The 15,071-nt window shown below is 70.3% G+C and carries 10 protein-coding genes; 4 read left to right on the top strand and 6 right to left on the bottom strand.

Annotated features, from left to right (window positions below; genetic code table 11):
• Positions 1-57 precede the first annotated feature (57 nt).
• Positions 58-2,562: a mechanosensitive ion channel domain-containing protein gene (locus AC07PR_RS02900; protein ID WP_495134343.1), complete on the bottom strand. Its 2,505-nt coding sequence runs from the start codon at positions 2,560-2,562 to the stop codon at positions 58-60.
• Between the two features lie 166 nt (positions 2,563-2,728).
• Here AC07PR_RS02900 and AC07PR_RS02895 point away from each other — a divergent pair, with 166 nt between their 5' ends.
• Complete coding sequence (locus AC07PR_RS02895; protein WP_495134342.1) at positions 2,729-4,174, top strand: NAD-dependent succinate-semialdehyde dehydrogenase; 1,446 nt, start codon at positions 2,729-2,731, stop codon at positions 4,172-4,174.
• 111 nt (positions 4,175-4,285) lie between these two features.
• Here the strand turns inward: AC07PR_RS02895 and AC07PR_RS02890 are convergent, their stop codons facing one another.
• The 3 genes from AC07PR_RS02890 to AC07PR_RS02880 are packed head-to-tail and all read right to left on the bottom strand — an operon-like array spanning position 4,286 to position 8,288.
• Positions 4,286-6,898: a cbb3-type cytochrome c oxidase subunit I gene (locus AC07PR_RS02890; RefSeq protein WP_495134341.1), complete on the bottom strand. Its 2,613-nt coding sequence runs from the start codon at positions 6,896-6,898 to the stop codon at positions 4,286-4,288.
• Positions 6,895-7,899: a cytochrome c oxidase subunit II gene (gene coxB / locus AC07PR_RS02885; protein ID WP_495134340.1), complete on the bottom strand. Its 1,005-nt coding sequence runs from the start codon at positions 7,897-7,899 to the stop codon at positions 6,895-6,897. Before coxB ends, AC07PR_RS02890 begins: the two co-directional genes overlap by 4 nt.
• Positions 7,900-7,910: 11 nt before the next feature.
• Positions 7,911-8,288: a c-type cytochrome gene (locus AC07PR_RS02880; RefSeq protein WP_377155175.1), complete on the bottom strand. Its 378-nt coding sequence runs from the start codon at positions 8,286-8,288 to the stop codon at positions 7,911-7,913.
• Positions 8,289-8,513: 225 nt separating this feature from the next.
• Here AC07PR_RS02880 and AC07PR_RS02875 point away from each other — a divergent pair, with 225 nt between their 5' ends.
• Both AC07PR_RS02875 and AC07PR_RS02870 read left to right on the top strand, forming a co-directional pair.
• Complete coding sequence (locus AC07PR_RS02875; protein WP_495134339.1) at positions 8,514-9,473, top strand: c-type cytochrome; 960 nt, start codon at positions 8,514-8,516, stop codon at positions 9,471-9,473.
• Positions 9,474-9,664: 191 nt separating this feature from the next.
• Positions 9,665-10,774 carry an S-(hydroxymethyl)glutathione dehydrogenase/class III alcohol dehydrogenase gene (locus AC07PR_RS02870; protein ID WP_377155173.1) on the top strand — a complete coding sequence of 370 codons (1,110 nt, stop codon included), beginning with the start codon at positions 9,665-9,667 and terminating at the stop codon, positions 10,772-10,774.
• A 31-nt stretch (positions 10,775-10,805) separates the two neighbouring features.
• On the opposite strand, the gene AC07PR_RS02865 is transcribed toward AC07PR_RS02870, so the two are convergent.
• A complete protein-coding gene (locus AC07PR_RS02865) occupies positions 10,806-11,012 on the bottom strand; it encodes a hypothetical protein (RefSeq protein ID WP_377155172.1) in 207 nt (68 codons plus the stop codon).
• A 254-nt stretch (positions 11,013-11,266) separates the two neighbouring features.
• Between AC07PR_RS02865 and AC07PR_RS02860 the strand changes: the two genes are divergently transcribed.
• Positions 11,267-13,201 carry a potassium transporter Kup gene (locus AC07PR_RS02860; protein WP_431103489.1) on the top strand — a complete coding sequence of 645 codons (1,935 nt, stop codon included), beginning with the start codon at positions 11,267-11,269 and terminating at the stop codon, positions 13,199-13,201.
• Here the strand turns inward: AC07PR_RS02860 and AC07PR_RS02855 are convergent.
• Positions 13,170-14,729 carry a serine hydrolase domain-containing protein gene (locus tag AC07PR_RS02855; RefSeq protein WP_495134338.1) on the bottom strand — a complete coding sequence of 520 codons (1,560 nt, stop codon included), beginning with the start codon at positions 14,727-14,729 and terminating at the stop codon, positions 13,170-13,172. The two genes, AC07PR_RS02860 and AC07PR_RS02855, sit on opposite strands and share 32 nt — an antisense overlap.
• Positions 14,730-15,071 lie beyond the last annotated feature (342 nt).

The following is a 15,071-nucleotide window of genomic DNA, read 5'->3' as shown; positions in this document are numbered from 1 at the left end:
ACGGCGGTCGCCGGACCTTGCTCCTGCGCGTGATTCAGCCCTCCGGCCCTCAGGCGCTCACGCCGGCGGCGGCGCGGTCTGCCCGGGCAGCAACCCCTCGGCGCGCAGGCGCGACAGCACGTCGAAGAGCAGCTCGCTCTTGATGCCGTAGGCCGCGCGCGGCGAGTTCACGAAACCCGACGCGTTGAGCACCAGGTTCGTCCCGTCCACGCCGTCGAGCTGCACGTTCGGCGCCGGTGCGGACAGCACGCCGCCGTGCGCCTGGAACGCGGCCAGCACCAGCGCCTTCACGCGGTCGGTGTCGGTGGCCAGCGGCATCGGCAGCTTGAACTGCACCATGCCCAGCGACTCGCCGTAGGTGACGTTGCGGACGATCTTGGTGATGAACTCGGAATTCGGCACGATCACCGTCGAGCGGTCGCCCATCTGGATCTCGGTGGCCCGCACGCTGATGCGGCGGATGTCGCCCTCCACGCCCGACAGCGACACCCAGTCGCCGACCTTCACCGGCCGCTCGGCCAGCAGGATCAGGCCGGAGACGAAGTTCTGCACGATCGACTGCAGGCCGAAACCGATGCCCACCGACAGCGCGCTGGCGACCCAGGCGACGCTCTGCAGGCTGAAGCCGACGGCGGTCAAGGCCGCGGCGATCGCGGCGACAGTGCCGACGTAGCCGAACAGCGTCGTCGTCGACGAGCGCATGCCGACGTCCATGCGCGTGGTCGGCATGTAGCTGTCGTTCAGCCAGGCCTTGAGCAGCCGCACCGCGCCCAGACCGACGAACAGCACGGCGAGCGCCTGCAGCAGCTTGATCGGATTGAGCTGCAGCGTGCCGATGGTGAGGCCGTCCTGCAGGCTGCCGGAGCGGCGCACCAGGTCCATCGGGCCTTCGCCGTACGGCGCGAGCAGCAGCAGGAGCGCGAAGAAGGCGATCGACACGCGGCAGACGGCGGACAGCAGCAGGGCGGTCTGCTCGCGCGTGCGCGGCGGCGCGGGACCGTCGGCGGCGGCGGCGGAGGAGGTGCCAGGTCTTGCGTTCGGGCCGCCCTTGTTGTCGCCCTTGCCATCGTTCCTGCCATCGTTCCTGCCATCACCCGCCGTCGCCGCCGACGAGGGCGAGGGCGAGGGCGAGGGCGCCAGCAGGGTCATGAAGAGGTCGTCGACCAGCACCGTCAGCAGGTAGGCGCCGCCGATCACGATCAAGCCCCACACCACCTGGTTCAGCACGAACATTGCCAGCGACACGAAGCCGGTGAGCAGCGCGAGCGTCGCGCCCACCAGCGTCAGCCACGCGGCGGCGCGCAGCACCGACAGCCACAACGGACGGATCGTCAGTTCTGGATGGTTGCCAGTACCGGCATCGGCGTCGGCGGCGTTGTCCTCCGCGACGCCGGCATGCCGGCGAAGCTGCGCGATGGCCGCTCCGAGCACCGTGATGAAGGTCAGCGACGCGAGCGTCTGCACGGCGCCGTTGCCCGACGCGCTCAGGTCCAGCGTCGCCGCGGTGCGGGACGAGAGCCAGCCCAGCACGACGGCGCCCGCGAGCGTGCGCGGCAGCCAGGCCAGGCGCGACGCGGCGATGTCGGGCACCGGCAGCAGCCGCCACGACGGCTTGCGCGCCATCAGCAGAGCCGCCCCGAGACCGGCGATGAAGCCGCCGAACCAGACGATCATCTCCGCCGTGTCCAGCCACTGGGCGAGCGAGTCCGGACCGTCCGGCGCGCCGTCGACGAGGCTGGCGGTCAAGGTCAGCACCAGGCCGTGGGCGATCAACCCCGGCCGCAGCGTGCGCAGGATCACCTCGCTGATCGCGAACAGCGATCGACGCAGGCGACCGGGCGGGATGCGCGTCGCGCACAGGCGCGCGGTCAATCGCCGGGCGCCGAGGCACAGGACCAGCCACGCCGCCACCGCGGCGACGAAGGTCGCCCAGGCCGAGGCCGGCACCGAGGACCACAAAGCCCCGAACTCGATCCCGAACACGCGGGCGCGTTCCACGTCGGCCGCGCGATCAGCGCCCAGCGCCCGCCAGAAGCCCGACTGGAGCAAGGACGGCACGCGCTCGCCCAGACGGGCGCTCAGCTGCAGCCGCTGGGCCGCGTTGGCGTTGCGCAGTGTGCTGTCGGCCTGTCCGCCGAGGTCGTTGGCGACCTTCACCTGACCGTCGATCGTGGCGACTTCGCGTCCCAGTTGCGCGCGCAACTGCGCCACCTCGGGCGTTTCCTTCACGTCCGCCTGGGCCGTGCCGAGTTGCGCGAGCCGGTTCTTGGCATCGTCCAACTTCGGCTGAAGCGCGGAGCGCGCCTGGTCGATGCGCGACTTCACCCGTTCGACCTTGTCCTTGATGGCGTTCAGGTCCTCGGTCGTCAGTTCCTTGCCCGGCTTGGGCTGGGCCGCCTTGAGTTCCGTCCGGGCCAGGTCGAGCAGCTTCGCGGGGTCGGTCGGCTCGGGCGCCGGGTCTTGCGCCAAGGCGAACGCCGGGATCGCCGCCACGGCGGCGCACAGCAGCCATGTGGCGAGCATCCGCGAGGCTCTCGCGGTCAGGTCCTTGATCCGTCGCATCGTGAGTCGTGAGTGGAGGTGCGCCAGGAGGGCAATCCGCCTGCCTGCCCGTCGTCCCGGGCGCTCTGCGTCCAATGGGCCAGCGATCCGTCGGGTTAGCGCCCCCGCGGCGCCGGCGAGCGCGGCCAGCGGGTAGAGTCACCCTCAACGTTCACGAGGACCCGCCATGACCACTGCTTCCTATCCCGATACCCGCCTGCTGATCGCCAACGAATGGGTCGACGCCGCCGGCGGCAAGACCATCGACGTGCGCAACCCCGCGACCGGCGCCGTGATCGGCAAGGTCGCGCATGCGAGCAAGTCGGACCTGGACCGCGCGCTCGAAGCGGCGCAGAAGGGCTTCGAGGCCTGGCGCAACGTGTCCGCGCACGAGCGCGCCGCGACGATGCGACGCGCCGCCGCGCTGCTGCGCGAGCGCGCACCCGAGATCGCCAAGCTGCTGACGCAGGAGCAGGGCAAGCCCGTCGGCGAAGCGAAGGTGGAAGTCCTCGCCGGCGCCGACATCATCGAGTGGTTCGCCGACGAAGGCCGCCGCGTCTACGGCCGCATCGTGCCGTCGCGCAACCTGGCGGCGCAGCAGCTCGTGCTGAAGGAACCCGTCGGGCCCATCGCCGCGTTCACGCCCTGGAACTTCCCCGTCAACCAGATCGTGCGCAAGCTCGGCGCGGCGCTGGCCACCGGCTGTTCCTTCCTGGTGAAGGCGCCGGAGGAAACCCCCGCATCGCCCGCAGCGCTGCTGCAGACCTTCGTCGACGCGGGCGTGCCGCCCGGAACCGTCGGCCTCGTCTTCGGCGACCCGCATGAAATCTCCAGCTACCTGATCCCCCATCCGGTCATCCGCAAGGTCACCTTCACCGGCTCCACCCCGGTCGGCAAGCAGCTCGCCGCGCTGGCCGGCGCGCACATGAAGCGCGTCACGATGGAACTCGGCGGGCACGCGCCCGTGATCGTCGCGGAAGACGCGGACGTCGCCCTCGCCGTCAAGGCCGCCGGCGCAGCGAAGTTCCGCAACGCCGGGCAGGTCTGCATCTCGCCGACACGCTTCCTCGTCCATAACAGCCTCAAGGACGAGTTCACCGCGGCGTTGGTGAAGCACGCCCAAGGACTCAAGCTCGGCGACGGGCTCGCCGAAGGCACCACGCTGGGACCGCTCGCCAATGAGCGACGCGTCGTCGCCATGTCCAAGATCGTCGCGCAAGCCCGCGAACGCGGCGCCAAGATCGCCACCGGCGGGGAACGCGTCGGCAGCGCCGGCAACTTCTTCGCGCCCACCGTCCTGGCCGATGTCCCGCTCGACGCGTCCGTGTTCAACGACGAACCCTTCGGGCCGATCGCAGCCATCCGCGGGTTCGATACGCTCGAGGAAGCCATCGCGGAAGCCAATCGGCTGCCGTTCGGACTCGCCGGGTATGCGTTCACGAAGTCCATCAAGAACGCCCATCTGCTCGCGCAGCGCATGGAGGTCGGGATGCTGTGGGTCAACCAGCCCGCCACGCCGTCCGCGGAAATGCCCTTCGGCGGCGTGAAGGACTCGGGCTACGGCTCGGAAGGTGGGCCGGAGGCGCTGGAGGCCTACCTCAATACCAAGGCGGTGTCGCTGCTCGGGGTTTGATCGGCGAGCCCACTCCGGTAAGCCTGGCGCGGGCTCTCCACGGGGCATGGGGCGCCCCTCCAGGGACCCCAAGCCCCATTCCGGCCCCACAAGCGCTCGCTGCCCTCGTCTTCATGCGACGAGACGAGGCCACCACACCGTGATCACGCCCTGCACGCAGATCCAACCCCACAGCAACACCACCGCTTCGCGCGTGGCGTGCTGTCGGGGACGGATCAGGCCACTCGCAAGTCGCGCGGCGTAGTACAGCGCCAGCATTGAGGCGACAGCGATCTGCAGGCCTTGCAGGCTGTGCAGCGCGGCAAGCGTGCCCGTCCACGCATCCAGCGTCGGCGGTCGTTCCGCCGGCCAGGCCGTCCTCAGGCCGCTGTAGAACGCCAGCACCGCCAGGCCGAAGGCCGGTGCAAGAAGTACGGCACGCCACCTCGAGACCGGCGCGCGCTTGGCGCCGAGCCCCGCCCACACGACGACCACCAGACTCAGCGCGTAGCCCAGCGTCTGCTGGAACAAGGTCGCGGGGCTCGCCAACCCGACTCCCGGCGGTGGGCACACGTCCAGCTTCATCGCCGCATGCAGATGCGCGAAAGCCATCGACGCAAAGATCGTCGCCTCCACCACGATCAGGATCACCACAGCCCAGAACGACGGCGCCTGACGCCCCGTCACCCCCATCGGCAGGATCACGCCATCCGCCGCCTCGGCTTCCTCGAAGGGCGGCGCGCGGTCCGTCTGCCACAACCACGCCCAGATCGCGACGATCGCCAGTACGCCGCCCGCCACGGTGCCGCTCACGTGTTTCACCGTCATCAGCAGGAAGAAGGCCGCCGTCCCGATCGCCGCCAGCAGCGGCCACAGGCTGTCCCCCGCCAGCGTCACGATACGCAGCGGATGCGCCTGGGCAGGACTGGTCAACAGCGTCTCGCGGTCGCCGGTGATCGTGCCGGGCAACCAGTGCGCGCCGGCCTCGACCTCCTCATGCAGCGCGGGCCGGTGCCACAGCGGCTCGTGGTGCTCGACGTGCGGAATGCTGCGCGTGCCGTAAGCCTCGCTGGGCAGCCACTCCAGCGTCGAGGAGCGCCATGGGTCGTCGTGCTCCTGCTCCGGCCCCAGCTGGCTGCGCACGAGGTCGATGACGAAGAGCAGCACGCCCGCGGCGATGATGAAGGCGCCGACGGACGAGAGCAGGTTCGGCAGTTCGAGTCCCAGCCCCGACGGGTAGGTGTGCACCCGCCGCGGCATGCCCAGCATGCCGGCGATGTGCATCGGGAAGAAGGTCAGGTGGAAGCCGCCGAAGATCAGCCCGAAGACCCAGCGGCCCGCGCGCTCCGACATCGCGCGCCCCTTCCACAGCGGAATCCAGTGGTAGAGCGCCGCGAACATGGGCAGCACCATGCCGCCGATGAGCACGTAGTGGAAATGCGCGACGACGAAGTAGGTGTCGTGCACCTGCCAGTCGATCGGCAGCAGCGCCAGCATCACGCCGGTCAGGCCGCCGACGACGAAGGTGACGAGGAAGCCGATGAGGAACCAGGTCGCCGTGGTCCATTGCAGTCGGCCCCGCCACAAGGTGCCGATCCACGCGAAGATCTGCAGCGCGCCGGGGATGGCGATGGCGACGCTGAAGATCGAGACCAGGCTCAGCCCCAGGCCGCCCAGGCCGGCGGTGAACATGTGATGCAGCCACAGCAGGAAGCTCGCCGCACCGATGGCGACCAGCGCGGCGCTGACCGCGTGGCGGCCGATCAGCGTGGTCCGCGCCAGCGCCGGCACCATCGTCGAGACCAGCCCCGCCGCCGGCAGGAAGATGATGTAGACCTCCGGGTGCCCGAAGAACCAGAACAGGTGCTGCCACAGCAACGGATCGCCGCCCCGCGTGGCGTCGAAGATCGGCCAGTCGAAGGCGCGTTCGATCTCCAGCAACGCCGTGCCGGCGATCACGGCGGGGAAGGCCAGCACGATCATCAGCCCCACCACCAGCATCGACCACGCGTAGACCGGCATCCGGCCCAGCGTCATGCCCGGCGCGCGCGTCATCAGGATGCCGGTGATCAGCTCGATCGCGCCCGCGATCGCGCTGATCTCGATGAAGCCGATGCCCAGCAGCCAGAAGTCCGCGTTCAAGCCCGGCGAGTACGTCGCGCCGCTCAACGGCGGATACATGAACCAGCCCGAATCGGGCGCCAGTTGCCAGAACAGCGTGGCGTAGAACGCCAGCCCGCCGATGGCGTACATCCAGTACGAATAAGCCGACAGGCGCGGGAAGGGCAGGTCGCGCGCGCCCAGCATGTTGGGCAGCAGGAAGACGGCGATCGCCTCGACCATCGGCACGGCGAAGAGGAACATCATCACCGTGCCGTGCATCGTGAACAACTGCTGGAAGACCGGCGCGCTGAACAGCGTCTGCCCCGGCGTCGCCAGTTGCGCTCGCATCAGCAGCGCCAGGACACCGCCCAGCAGCAGGAACACGAACGCCGTCGCGATGTAGAGCTTGCCGATGAAGACGTTGTTGACGCTGCCGATCACGGCCCAGCCCTTCGGCGGCTCCCAGGCGGCGCGCAAGCGCTCGAGCTCGCCCTCCGGCCTGGGCAGGCGATTCTCCGGCCGGCGGGCGCCGGGCGACGGCACATCGTTCATGTCGCCCGTGGCGCTCGTGGCGCGCACGTCGGCCGCGCCGCTCACGCCGGCTGCACCGCCCACGCCGTCCATGCTGCCGGCGTCGCTCATGGCGTGGACGCGACCAGCGGCCGCTCCGTTCCGCCGCCTGCGACGGGTGGTCCGGCGAGGAACTCCACCATCGCGTCGATCTCGTCCGTGCGCAGGTGCCGATAGGACGGCATGCGCGCCCCCGGCTTCACCGCATGGACGTCGCTGATCCACTGTCGCAACGCCGTGCGCGGATCACCGAGCGGATCGCGATTGCGCAGCGCGCCGGCCCCCAGCCACAGCCGACTCGCCACATGGGTCAGGTCCGGACCGAGTGGCGGTGCCGCCTGCAGACCCTGACGCACGTCGCCGGCCGTGTGGGTGCCCCGCACCGCATGACAGGCGGCGCAGCCGTTCTCGCGGAAGAGCGCGGCGCCTCGCAGCGCCTGTCGCGAGACCGGCTCCGGCGCGGCGCCGGCCTGCGCGCGCCGCCATCGCGCGAACTCTTCCGGCGGCATCGCGACGACCTGCAGCACCATCGCCGCGTGCTGCGTGCCGCAGTACTCCGAACACGGTCCGCGGAACACGCCCGGCTGCGACGCGGTGAACGTCAGCCGGTTGAGTCGTCCCGGCACCATGTCGACCTTGCCGCCAAGCGCCGGCACCCAATAGCTGTGGATCACGTCCTCCGAGGCCAGCGTCAGGGTCACCGGACGGCCGACCGGCACGCGCAATTCGTTGGCCGTCGCGAAGGCGGGCGCGTCGCTCTCCGCGTCGTACTGCATCGCCCACCACCAGAGGTGTCCGGTGACGGCCACGCGCAGCGCGCCCGGCGGTGACGGGTCGTCCAGGCCGAAGGCGCGCCGCTCGCCGTGGAGCAGCAGGCCGCCGAACACCAGGACCGGCAGCACCAGGCCGCCGCCCCAGAGCCACAGCGCCGTCGACACGGGCCGGCGGCCCTTCCACCACAGCGCCGCGGCCAGGCAGGCCATCGCGAACACGAAGGCGAAGGCGCAGACGATCAGCGTCGTGGTCATGACCTCGGCCAGCGCCTGCGCCTGCGGGCCGGCGGGCCGGAGCATGCCGCCCGCGCTCATCGCAGCGACAGCAGGTAGCCGGCGATGTCGCGCGCGTCGCGCTCGGACAGGCCGAGTCGCGGCATCGTCGTGCCGGGCAGCAGGCCCGGCGGGTCCAGCAGCCAGCGCTGGAGCACCTCCGGGGAATTGGGCAACTGGCCGGCGATGTAGGCGCGCCGGCCGAAGCGCTCCAGCGCCGGCGCCCGTTGACCGCCCCCCGGTACGCCGGGGACGGCGTGGCAGCTGCCGCACTGGAACTGCGACATCAGTTGCCGACCACGTTCCAGGTCGGCGGCGTCGACCTGCCACCGCCGCAGCGGCTCGTCCGGGGCGGGGCCGCAGCCGCTCAGCAGGAGGACCAGCGCGGCGGCCAGTCCCAGGACGGCCGCAGGCACGGTGGCTGAACCGGAGGAGCGAGGGCGAACGGGAGGGCGGGGACGCGTCATGCGCGCTCCCCGGCACACGAAGTGCCTGCCCCGGCATCGAGCCCACCTGTCCGGCATCGCAGGTCCGGCATCGCAGGTCCGGCATCGCAGGTCCGGCACCGCGCTTGCCTCGCTGCGGCCATGATCGATCCGCCGCGTCGCGTCCCCCCGGGCGTCCCCCCGGGCGTCTCCCCTGTGAAAGCCGTCCTGGCCGCCGGCGTCGCGGCCGGCGTGCTCGGGGCGGCGGGCGCGGCCGCCTTCGTCTGGTTCGGCGTCTACGACGTGTCGGCGACCGGGCCGCACCTGCAGCCGGTGCATTCCTTGCTGGAAATCGCGCTGCAGCGCGCGGTCCAGCACCGCGCGGACGCGCATCCGCCGCCGCGGGACCTGCTCACCCGGGAGCGAGTGATGCAGGGCGCCGCCTGCTTCCGCGACCGTTGCGTCGCCTGCCACGGCGCGCCGGGCGTGGCGCCGGAGGCGTTCGCGCTGGGCATGCAGCCGGTGCCGAGTTCCCTCGTGGAGGCCACCCGCCACTGGCGCCCGCAGGACCTCTACTGGATCACCCGCAACGGCATCAAGATGAGCGGCATGCCCGCCTGGGAGTACCGGCTGGAGGAGGACGAGCTCTGGGCCGTCGTCGCCTTCCTCGACGCGTTGCCGCTGATGACGCCGGACCAGTACCGGGCGTTGACCGCGTTGCCGTCGGGAGGCGCCACGGCGGGCCCGGTGCCGAGCACATCGGCAAGATCGACGACATCACTGACGTCGCCGACATCGCAGCGACCGTCACCGGTGACGGCGGGACCGGCTGGAGCGCGGAACGCGACGCCGCGCTGCGACGGCATCGTGGATGCCCCGGCGCCACTGGTGCCGCCGCTGCCGAGCGTGGAGCTCGCCCAGCGCGCCTTCCGCCAGCACGGCTGCACCGCCTGCCACACGATCCCTGGCGTGGTCGGGCCGGACACCTCCAACGGTCCGCGCCTGAGCGGCCTCGCGGGACGCGACCGCATCGGCGGCAAGGCGTTCCCGACCGAGGACGGCCTGGCCGCCTGGATCCGTGATCCGCAGGCGATCGACGCGCACACCGCGATGCCGACGCTGGGCGTCAGCGAGACGCAGGCGCGGCTGATGGCGCGCTACCTGCTCGCGCATTGACCGCCGGAGCGCTCCCGGAGCCGATGCAGGAAGCGAACGCCGATGCCGGATCGGACCCGCGATGAGCGACCGGGCGGGATAGACTCGAACGCATCAGCGCGCCCTCCGGGGCGCGTCCTCGTTGCGTCCCTGGCGCCCCTGCCATTCCTGGCGCTTCCCCCGCTGCTCCGTCTCTTCCGAAAGGCCTTCCCATGAAATCCCGTGCCGCCGTCGCATTCCAGGCTGGCCAGCCGCTGCAGATCGTCGAGATCGATGTCGAGCCGCCCCGCAAGGGCGAGGTGCTGGTGAAGATCACCCACACCGGCGTGTGCCACACGGACGCGTTCACGCTGAGCGGCGACGATCCGGAAGGCCTGTTCCCGGCGGTGCTGGGCCATGAGGGCGCGGGCATCGTCGTCGAGGTGGGCGAGGGCGTCACCAGCGTCAAGCCCGGCGACCACGTGATCCCGCTCTACACGGCGGAATGCGGCGAGTGCCTGTTCTGCAAGTCCGGCAAGACCAACCTGTGCGTGGCCGTGCGCGCGACGCAGGGCAAGGGCGTGATGCCGGACGGCACGACGCGCTTCTCCTACCAGGGCCAGCCGATCTACCACTACATGGGCTGCTCGACCTTCAGCGAGTACACCGTGGTGGCCGAGGTGTCGCTGGCCAAGATCAGCCCGGACGCCAATCCCGAGCAGGTCTGCCTGCTGGGCTGCGGCGTGACCACCGGCCTGGGCGCGGTGAAGAACACCGCCAAGGTGCAGCCGGGCGACTCGGTGGCCGTGTTCGGCCTCGGCGGCATCGGGCTGGCGGTGATCCAGGGCGCCAAGCTGGCACAGGCCGGCCGCATCATCGCGATCGATACCAACCCGTCGAAGTTCGAGCTCGCCAAGGTCTTCGGTGCCACCGACTTCGTGAACCCGAAGGACCACGACAAGCCGATCCAGCAGGTGATCGTCGAGATGACCGGCTGGGGCGTCGACCACTCGTTCGAGTGCATCGGCAACGTCCACGTGATGCGCGCGGCGCTCGAGTGCGCGCATCGCGGCTGGGGCCAGTCGATCGTGATCGGCGTGGCGGGCGCGGGTCAGGAGATCTCGACGCGGCCGTTCCAGCTGGTCACGGGCCGCACCTGGAAGGGCAGCGCCTTCGGCGGCGTCAAGGGGCGCTCGCAACTGCCGGGCATGGTCGAGGAGGCGATGCGCGGCGACATCCAGCTCGCCCCGTTCGTGACCCACACGATGCCGCTCACCGGCATCAACGAGGCCTTCGACCTGATGCACGAAGGCAAGTCGATCCGCTCGGTCGTGCACTACTGAAGCAGGCGGGCGACTTCCGTCCTGAGAGCGGTCAGCGAGACTCGCGCCAGCCCAGCACCCGCGCCGGCAGGAACAGGATGGCCTTGAGCAGCGCGAAGACCGCCTCGACGCTCAGTCCGATCAGGCGGAACGGCAGCGTCAGCAGCCAGGCGACGGGCCACAGCACCAGCGCCAGCAAGGCCAGCGGCCAGCACAGCACGAACAGGACCAACCAGAACAGCAGGCCGACGAAGCCCATGACGCACTCCTTGTTGACGCCGTGATCGATCGATACGGCTGGCCGAGACCATAACGTCGACGGCCGCCCGCCGCCCTCGTCGCGCGACCAACCGTGATTTGGGCTTCACGGACTGCACGGGCGAAGGATCGCCCGGCCGGAGGGGACCCGCGGCCGCGAGACACCCGCGGCCGCGGATCTCCGGTCCCGTGAAGCCGGCACCCGCTGTGGGATAGTGGTGCCTTCTCCGCAGACCGCGCCTCGGCGCTCTCCTGATGCTTCGAGATTCCGCCCCGCCTGTCGCCGGCGACATCCCCTCGAGCGGCCAGCACGGCCCGCGTCAAGGACTGGCCCCGCTGACGCTGGGGGCGTTGGGCATCGTGTTCGGCGACATCGGGACGAGTCCGCTGTACACGATGCGCGAAGTGCTGAACCCCGCCAACGGCGTGAGCCTGCAGCCGGCGGACATCATCGGCGCGGTATCGGCCATCCTCTGGGCGCTGATGATCGTCGTGACGCTCAAGTACGTCGTGCTGATCCTGCGCGCGGACAACCGGGGCGAGGGCGGCATCATGGCGCTCACCGCGCTGGCGGTCCGGGCCGCCGGGGACACGCCGGGCCGGCGCCGGATGCTGCTGCTGGTCGGTGTCTGCGGGGCGGCGCTCTTCTACGGCGACAGCGTCATCACGCCCGCGATCTCCGTCATGGGCGCCGTGGAAGGCCTGGAGATCATCACGCCGACCCTCAAGCCCTTTGTCCTGCCCCTCTCGGTGGCCGTGCTGACGGGCCTGTTCCTGATCCAGCGCCACGGCTCGGCGGCCGTCGGCGTGATGTTCGGCCCGGTCATGCTGTTGTGGTTCGGTGTGCTCGGCACGATCGGAGCCCTCCAGATCGCGCAGGCCCCGCAGATCCTCCAGGCGCTCGATCCCCGATTCGGCCTGGCCTTCCTCCAGGCGCGCGGGCCGGGGCTGTTCCTGGTCGTCGGCGCGCTCGTGCTGGCGCTGACGGGCGCGGAAGCGCTGTATGCGGACATGGGGCATTTCGGCCGCCGACCGATCCGGCTCGCCTGGTCGGCGCTCGTGCTGCCGACGCTCGCGCTGAACTACGCCGGACAGGGGGCCTTGCTGCTGCGGGAGCCGGGTGCGCTGGACAACCCGTTCTTCCGCCTCTTCCCGTCGGCCTGGCTCATCCCCTGCGTGCTCCTGGCCACGCTCGCGTCGGTGATCGCCTCGCAGGCGGTGATCTCGGGCGCGTTCTCGCTGACGAAGGAGGCGATCCAGCTGGGGCTGCTGCCCCGCATGCGGGTGATCTACACCTCCGAGCGGGCGATGGGCCAGGTCTATCTGCCGGCGATCAACTGGACGCTGCTGGTCGCCGTGCTGCTGGCCGTGCTGGGCTTCGAAAGTTCCTCGGCCCTGGCGTCGGCCTACGGCATCGCGGTGACGATCACCATGCTGATCACGACGCTGCTGACCTTCTTCGTCGTCCGCCACGCCTGGCGTTATCCGGCCCCGCTGGCATGGGCCGCCACGGCCGGGTTCCTGGCGGTCGACGCGTTGCTGGTGGTCTCCTGCTCGCTCAAGATCATGCAGGGGGGATGGTTCCCGCTGGCGCTGGGGCTGGTGCTGTTCGCCGTGATGGCGACGTGGCGCCGAGGCAAGGAACGGCTGCACGAGCAGGTCGCCGGGGAGGACCTGCCGCTGCTCCCGTTCCTGGAGTCCCTGTCGCATGACGTCGAAGGCCCTCGACCCGACCGGATCGCCGTCTATCCGGTCTCCAATCCCGAGGTCGTGCCGCCGGCGCTGCTGCACAACCTGAAGCACTACCAACTGCTGCATGCGCGCAACGTGATCGTCACCGTCCGTTTCGACGAGGTGCCGTTCGTGCCGGAGGACCAGCAACTGAGCGTCGAGTCACTGCGCCCCGGCTTCTGGCGCGTGGTGGTGCGCTACGGGTTCAAGGATGAGCCCAATCTGCCGGCGGCGCTGGGGCGCTGCGCGCGGCACGATCTGCAGTTCGATCCCTTCCTGGCGTCGTACTTCCTGAGCCGGCAGGTCGTGGTACCCGGCGCCGGCAAGAAGACCTCCGGGATGGCGCGTTGGCGGCAGCAGCTGTTCATCACCATGGCGCGCAACTCCAGCAGCGCCGCGGACTACTTCCGGCTGCCGGACAACGGCGTCATCGAGTTGGGCTCGCGGGTCCAGCTGTAGCGTCCGGCTCCCGCGCGGCCCGCGTGCTTCTTCCCGCCTGCCTGACGGTCAGCGCCGGCGCGGCACGCTCGCCGGGCTCGAAGACGATCTCCATCGGCGTGACCTTGGCGAAGAACGTCAGCGGGGATGTCGCGAAGAGCTCGAAGGCCTGTTGCCCGGTCGCCCGCGCGAACAGGCGGTTGCTGTCGGCGTGCACGGTGATCTTCATCGACGGCGACAGCAGATAGACGCCCGTCAACGGTGTCAGCTGCTCCGGCGACAGCGTCACCTCGGTCTGGCGCGTTAAGGACATGTCCGACGGCGGGATGGTCGGCTCCAGCAGATGCAACGCCAGATTGACGACGCCCACGCCGGCGTTGGCCAGTACGGCGGAGGCATTGCCCTTCGACGGGTCCAGCCACAGCGAGGTGCTGAAGCCGAAGGTGGCGCCGTCGTGGTTGAACGCGATGCGACCCGGCAACGCGGCGCTGTTCCATGCGAGACCGATGCCTGCACCGGGGATGTCGCGGGCGCCGTGACGGCGCAGGCACAGCGCGAAGGCTTCTTTCAGCGGATGGTCGAACTGCCCCATCGCCGCCTGTGCGTAGCGCGCCAGGCCGCGCGTGCTGCCGAGCAGCGCGCCCGCGCCGGCCATCGCCGGACGGAAGGTCCAGTGGTCGACGGGCTTGCCGGACTTGTCATGTCCGTCGAGGAAACGCCGGCCTGCCGGAGGACTCAGGAAGATCTGGTCCGCCATCCCCAGCGGCACCAGCACGCGCTCGCGAAGCAGCGTCGCATAGTCGCGCTGCTGCAGGAAACCCAGCGCCTGGCCGAGCAGGCCGAAGCCGAGGTTCGAATACTCGTAGGCCGTGTCGCGCGGCTTGTCGGCTTTCCACCCGGAGAGGAACGCGGCCATCTGCGTCCAGTCGTAGCTGGCGTAGGGATCGGTGAGATCCGGGCGCACGGCCAGGTTCGAGGGCAGCCGCGGCAGCCCCGAACGCTGTGTCGCCAGATCCACCCAGCGCAGCGGCGCGCCTTGGCTGTCGCGCAGCTTGAGGCGATCGGGCAGGGCGGTCTCGACGGGATCGTCGAGCTTGATCAGGCCGCGGGTCACGGCATCCGCCAGCAGCAGTGCGGTGAAGGTCTTCGTGATCGAGCCGAGCTCGAACAGCGCCTGCTGATCGGGCACCGGACCGCGGGCGCTCGCTGCGCTGAAGGTGGTCGCCCCGTCACGGATGCGCAGGGCTGCGAGCGCGACGCCTTCGTACTTCAAGCGCTCGGCGAGCAGGGCGCCGTCCGGGCCGTCGTGCTGAGGGGCGTCGCGGGACGGCGAAACGGCGGGGCTCGATCCGGCGCTCGAAGCCGCGTTTGAAGGAGCGTTCAACGCGGAGTTCGAAGCGGAGTTCGAAGCGGCGTTGGATGCGGCGTTGGAGGCAGGCCTGCTGGCGGGCGCGGCGGACTGCGCGACCGCGCGCCACGGCGCCGACAGACCGATGGTGGCCAATGCGGCCGAAGCCTGCAGGCCGGCGCGACGAGTGAACTTGGGCATGAGAGGGACTCCCGGGATGCCGGTGCCTTCAGCGCCAATGTCTTGTCGCCGAGGACCGAATGCCTGAGCAGTGTAAGGCGGGGTCAGGAGTTGCCTCCATCCCCCAAGAGGGCCGTCGTCGCCGCCGATTCACACCCCCATCCGGACGAATTTTTATCGCCGCCCTTTGATCCGCCGCAAGGTGATTCCAGATTGAGGCCGACTGATGGGGGAACACGGCCCGATTTCGATTTCGGACTCGATCAGCGGTGGCAGAGTTGTTCTCCATGGCGGGCAGGGGCCCGCTGTTGATCGAGGAACAGACGATGCAGATGAATCCCTATGAGAGCGGCGCCGCCGAGT

This window comes from Roseateles sp. GW821-FHT09H11 (assembly GCF_059415845.1).
Note: the sequence above shows the minus strand (reverse complement) of the source record. Positions and strands in the feature narration are given on the sequence as shown.

What these genes read in the sequence shown, in the direction of transcription:
- AC07PR_RS02865 (WP_377155172.1), bottom strand. Translation starts at nt 11,012, where the DNA reads ATGGGCTTCGTCGGCCTGCTGTTCTGGTTGGTCCTGTTCGTGCTGTGC.
- AC07PR_RS02870 (WP_377155173.1), top strand. Translation starts at nt 9,665, where the DNA reads ATGAAATCCCGTGCCGCCGTCGCATTCCAGGCTGGCCAGCCGCTGCAG.
- AC07PR_RS02890 (WP_495134341.1), bottom strand. Translation starts at nt 6,898, where the DNA reads ATGAGCGACGCCGGCAGCATGGACGGCGTGGGCGGTGCAGCCGGCGTG.
- AC07PR_RS02900 (WP_495134343.1), bottom strand. Translation starts at nt 2,562, where the DNA reads ATGCGACGGATCAAGGACCTGACCGCGAGAGCCTCGCGGATGCTCGCC.
- coxB (WP_495134340.1), bottom strand. Translation starts at nt 7,899, where the DNA reads ATGCTCCGGCCCGCCGGCCCGCAGGCGCAGGCGCTGGCCGAGGTCATG.
- AC07PR_RS02855 (WP_495134338.1), bottom strand. Translation starts at nt 14,729, where the DNA reads ATGCCCAAGTTCACTCGTCGCGCCGGCCTGCAGGCTTCGGCCGCATTG.
- AC07PR_RS02895 (WP_495134342.1), top strand. Translation starts at nt 2,729, where the DNA reads ATGACCACTGCTTCCTATCCCGATACCCGCCTGCTGATCGCCAACGAA.
- AC07PR_RS02860 (WP_431103489.1), top strand. Translation starts at nt 11,267, where the DNA reads ATGCTTCGAGATTCCGCCCCGCCTGTCGCCGGCGACATCCCCTCGAGC.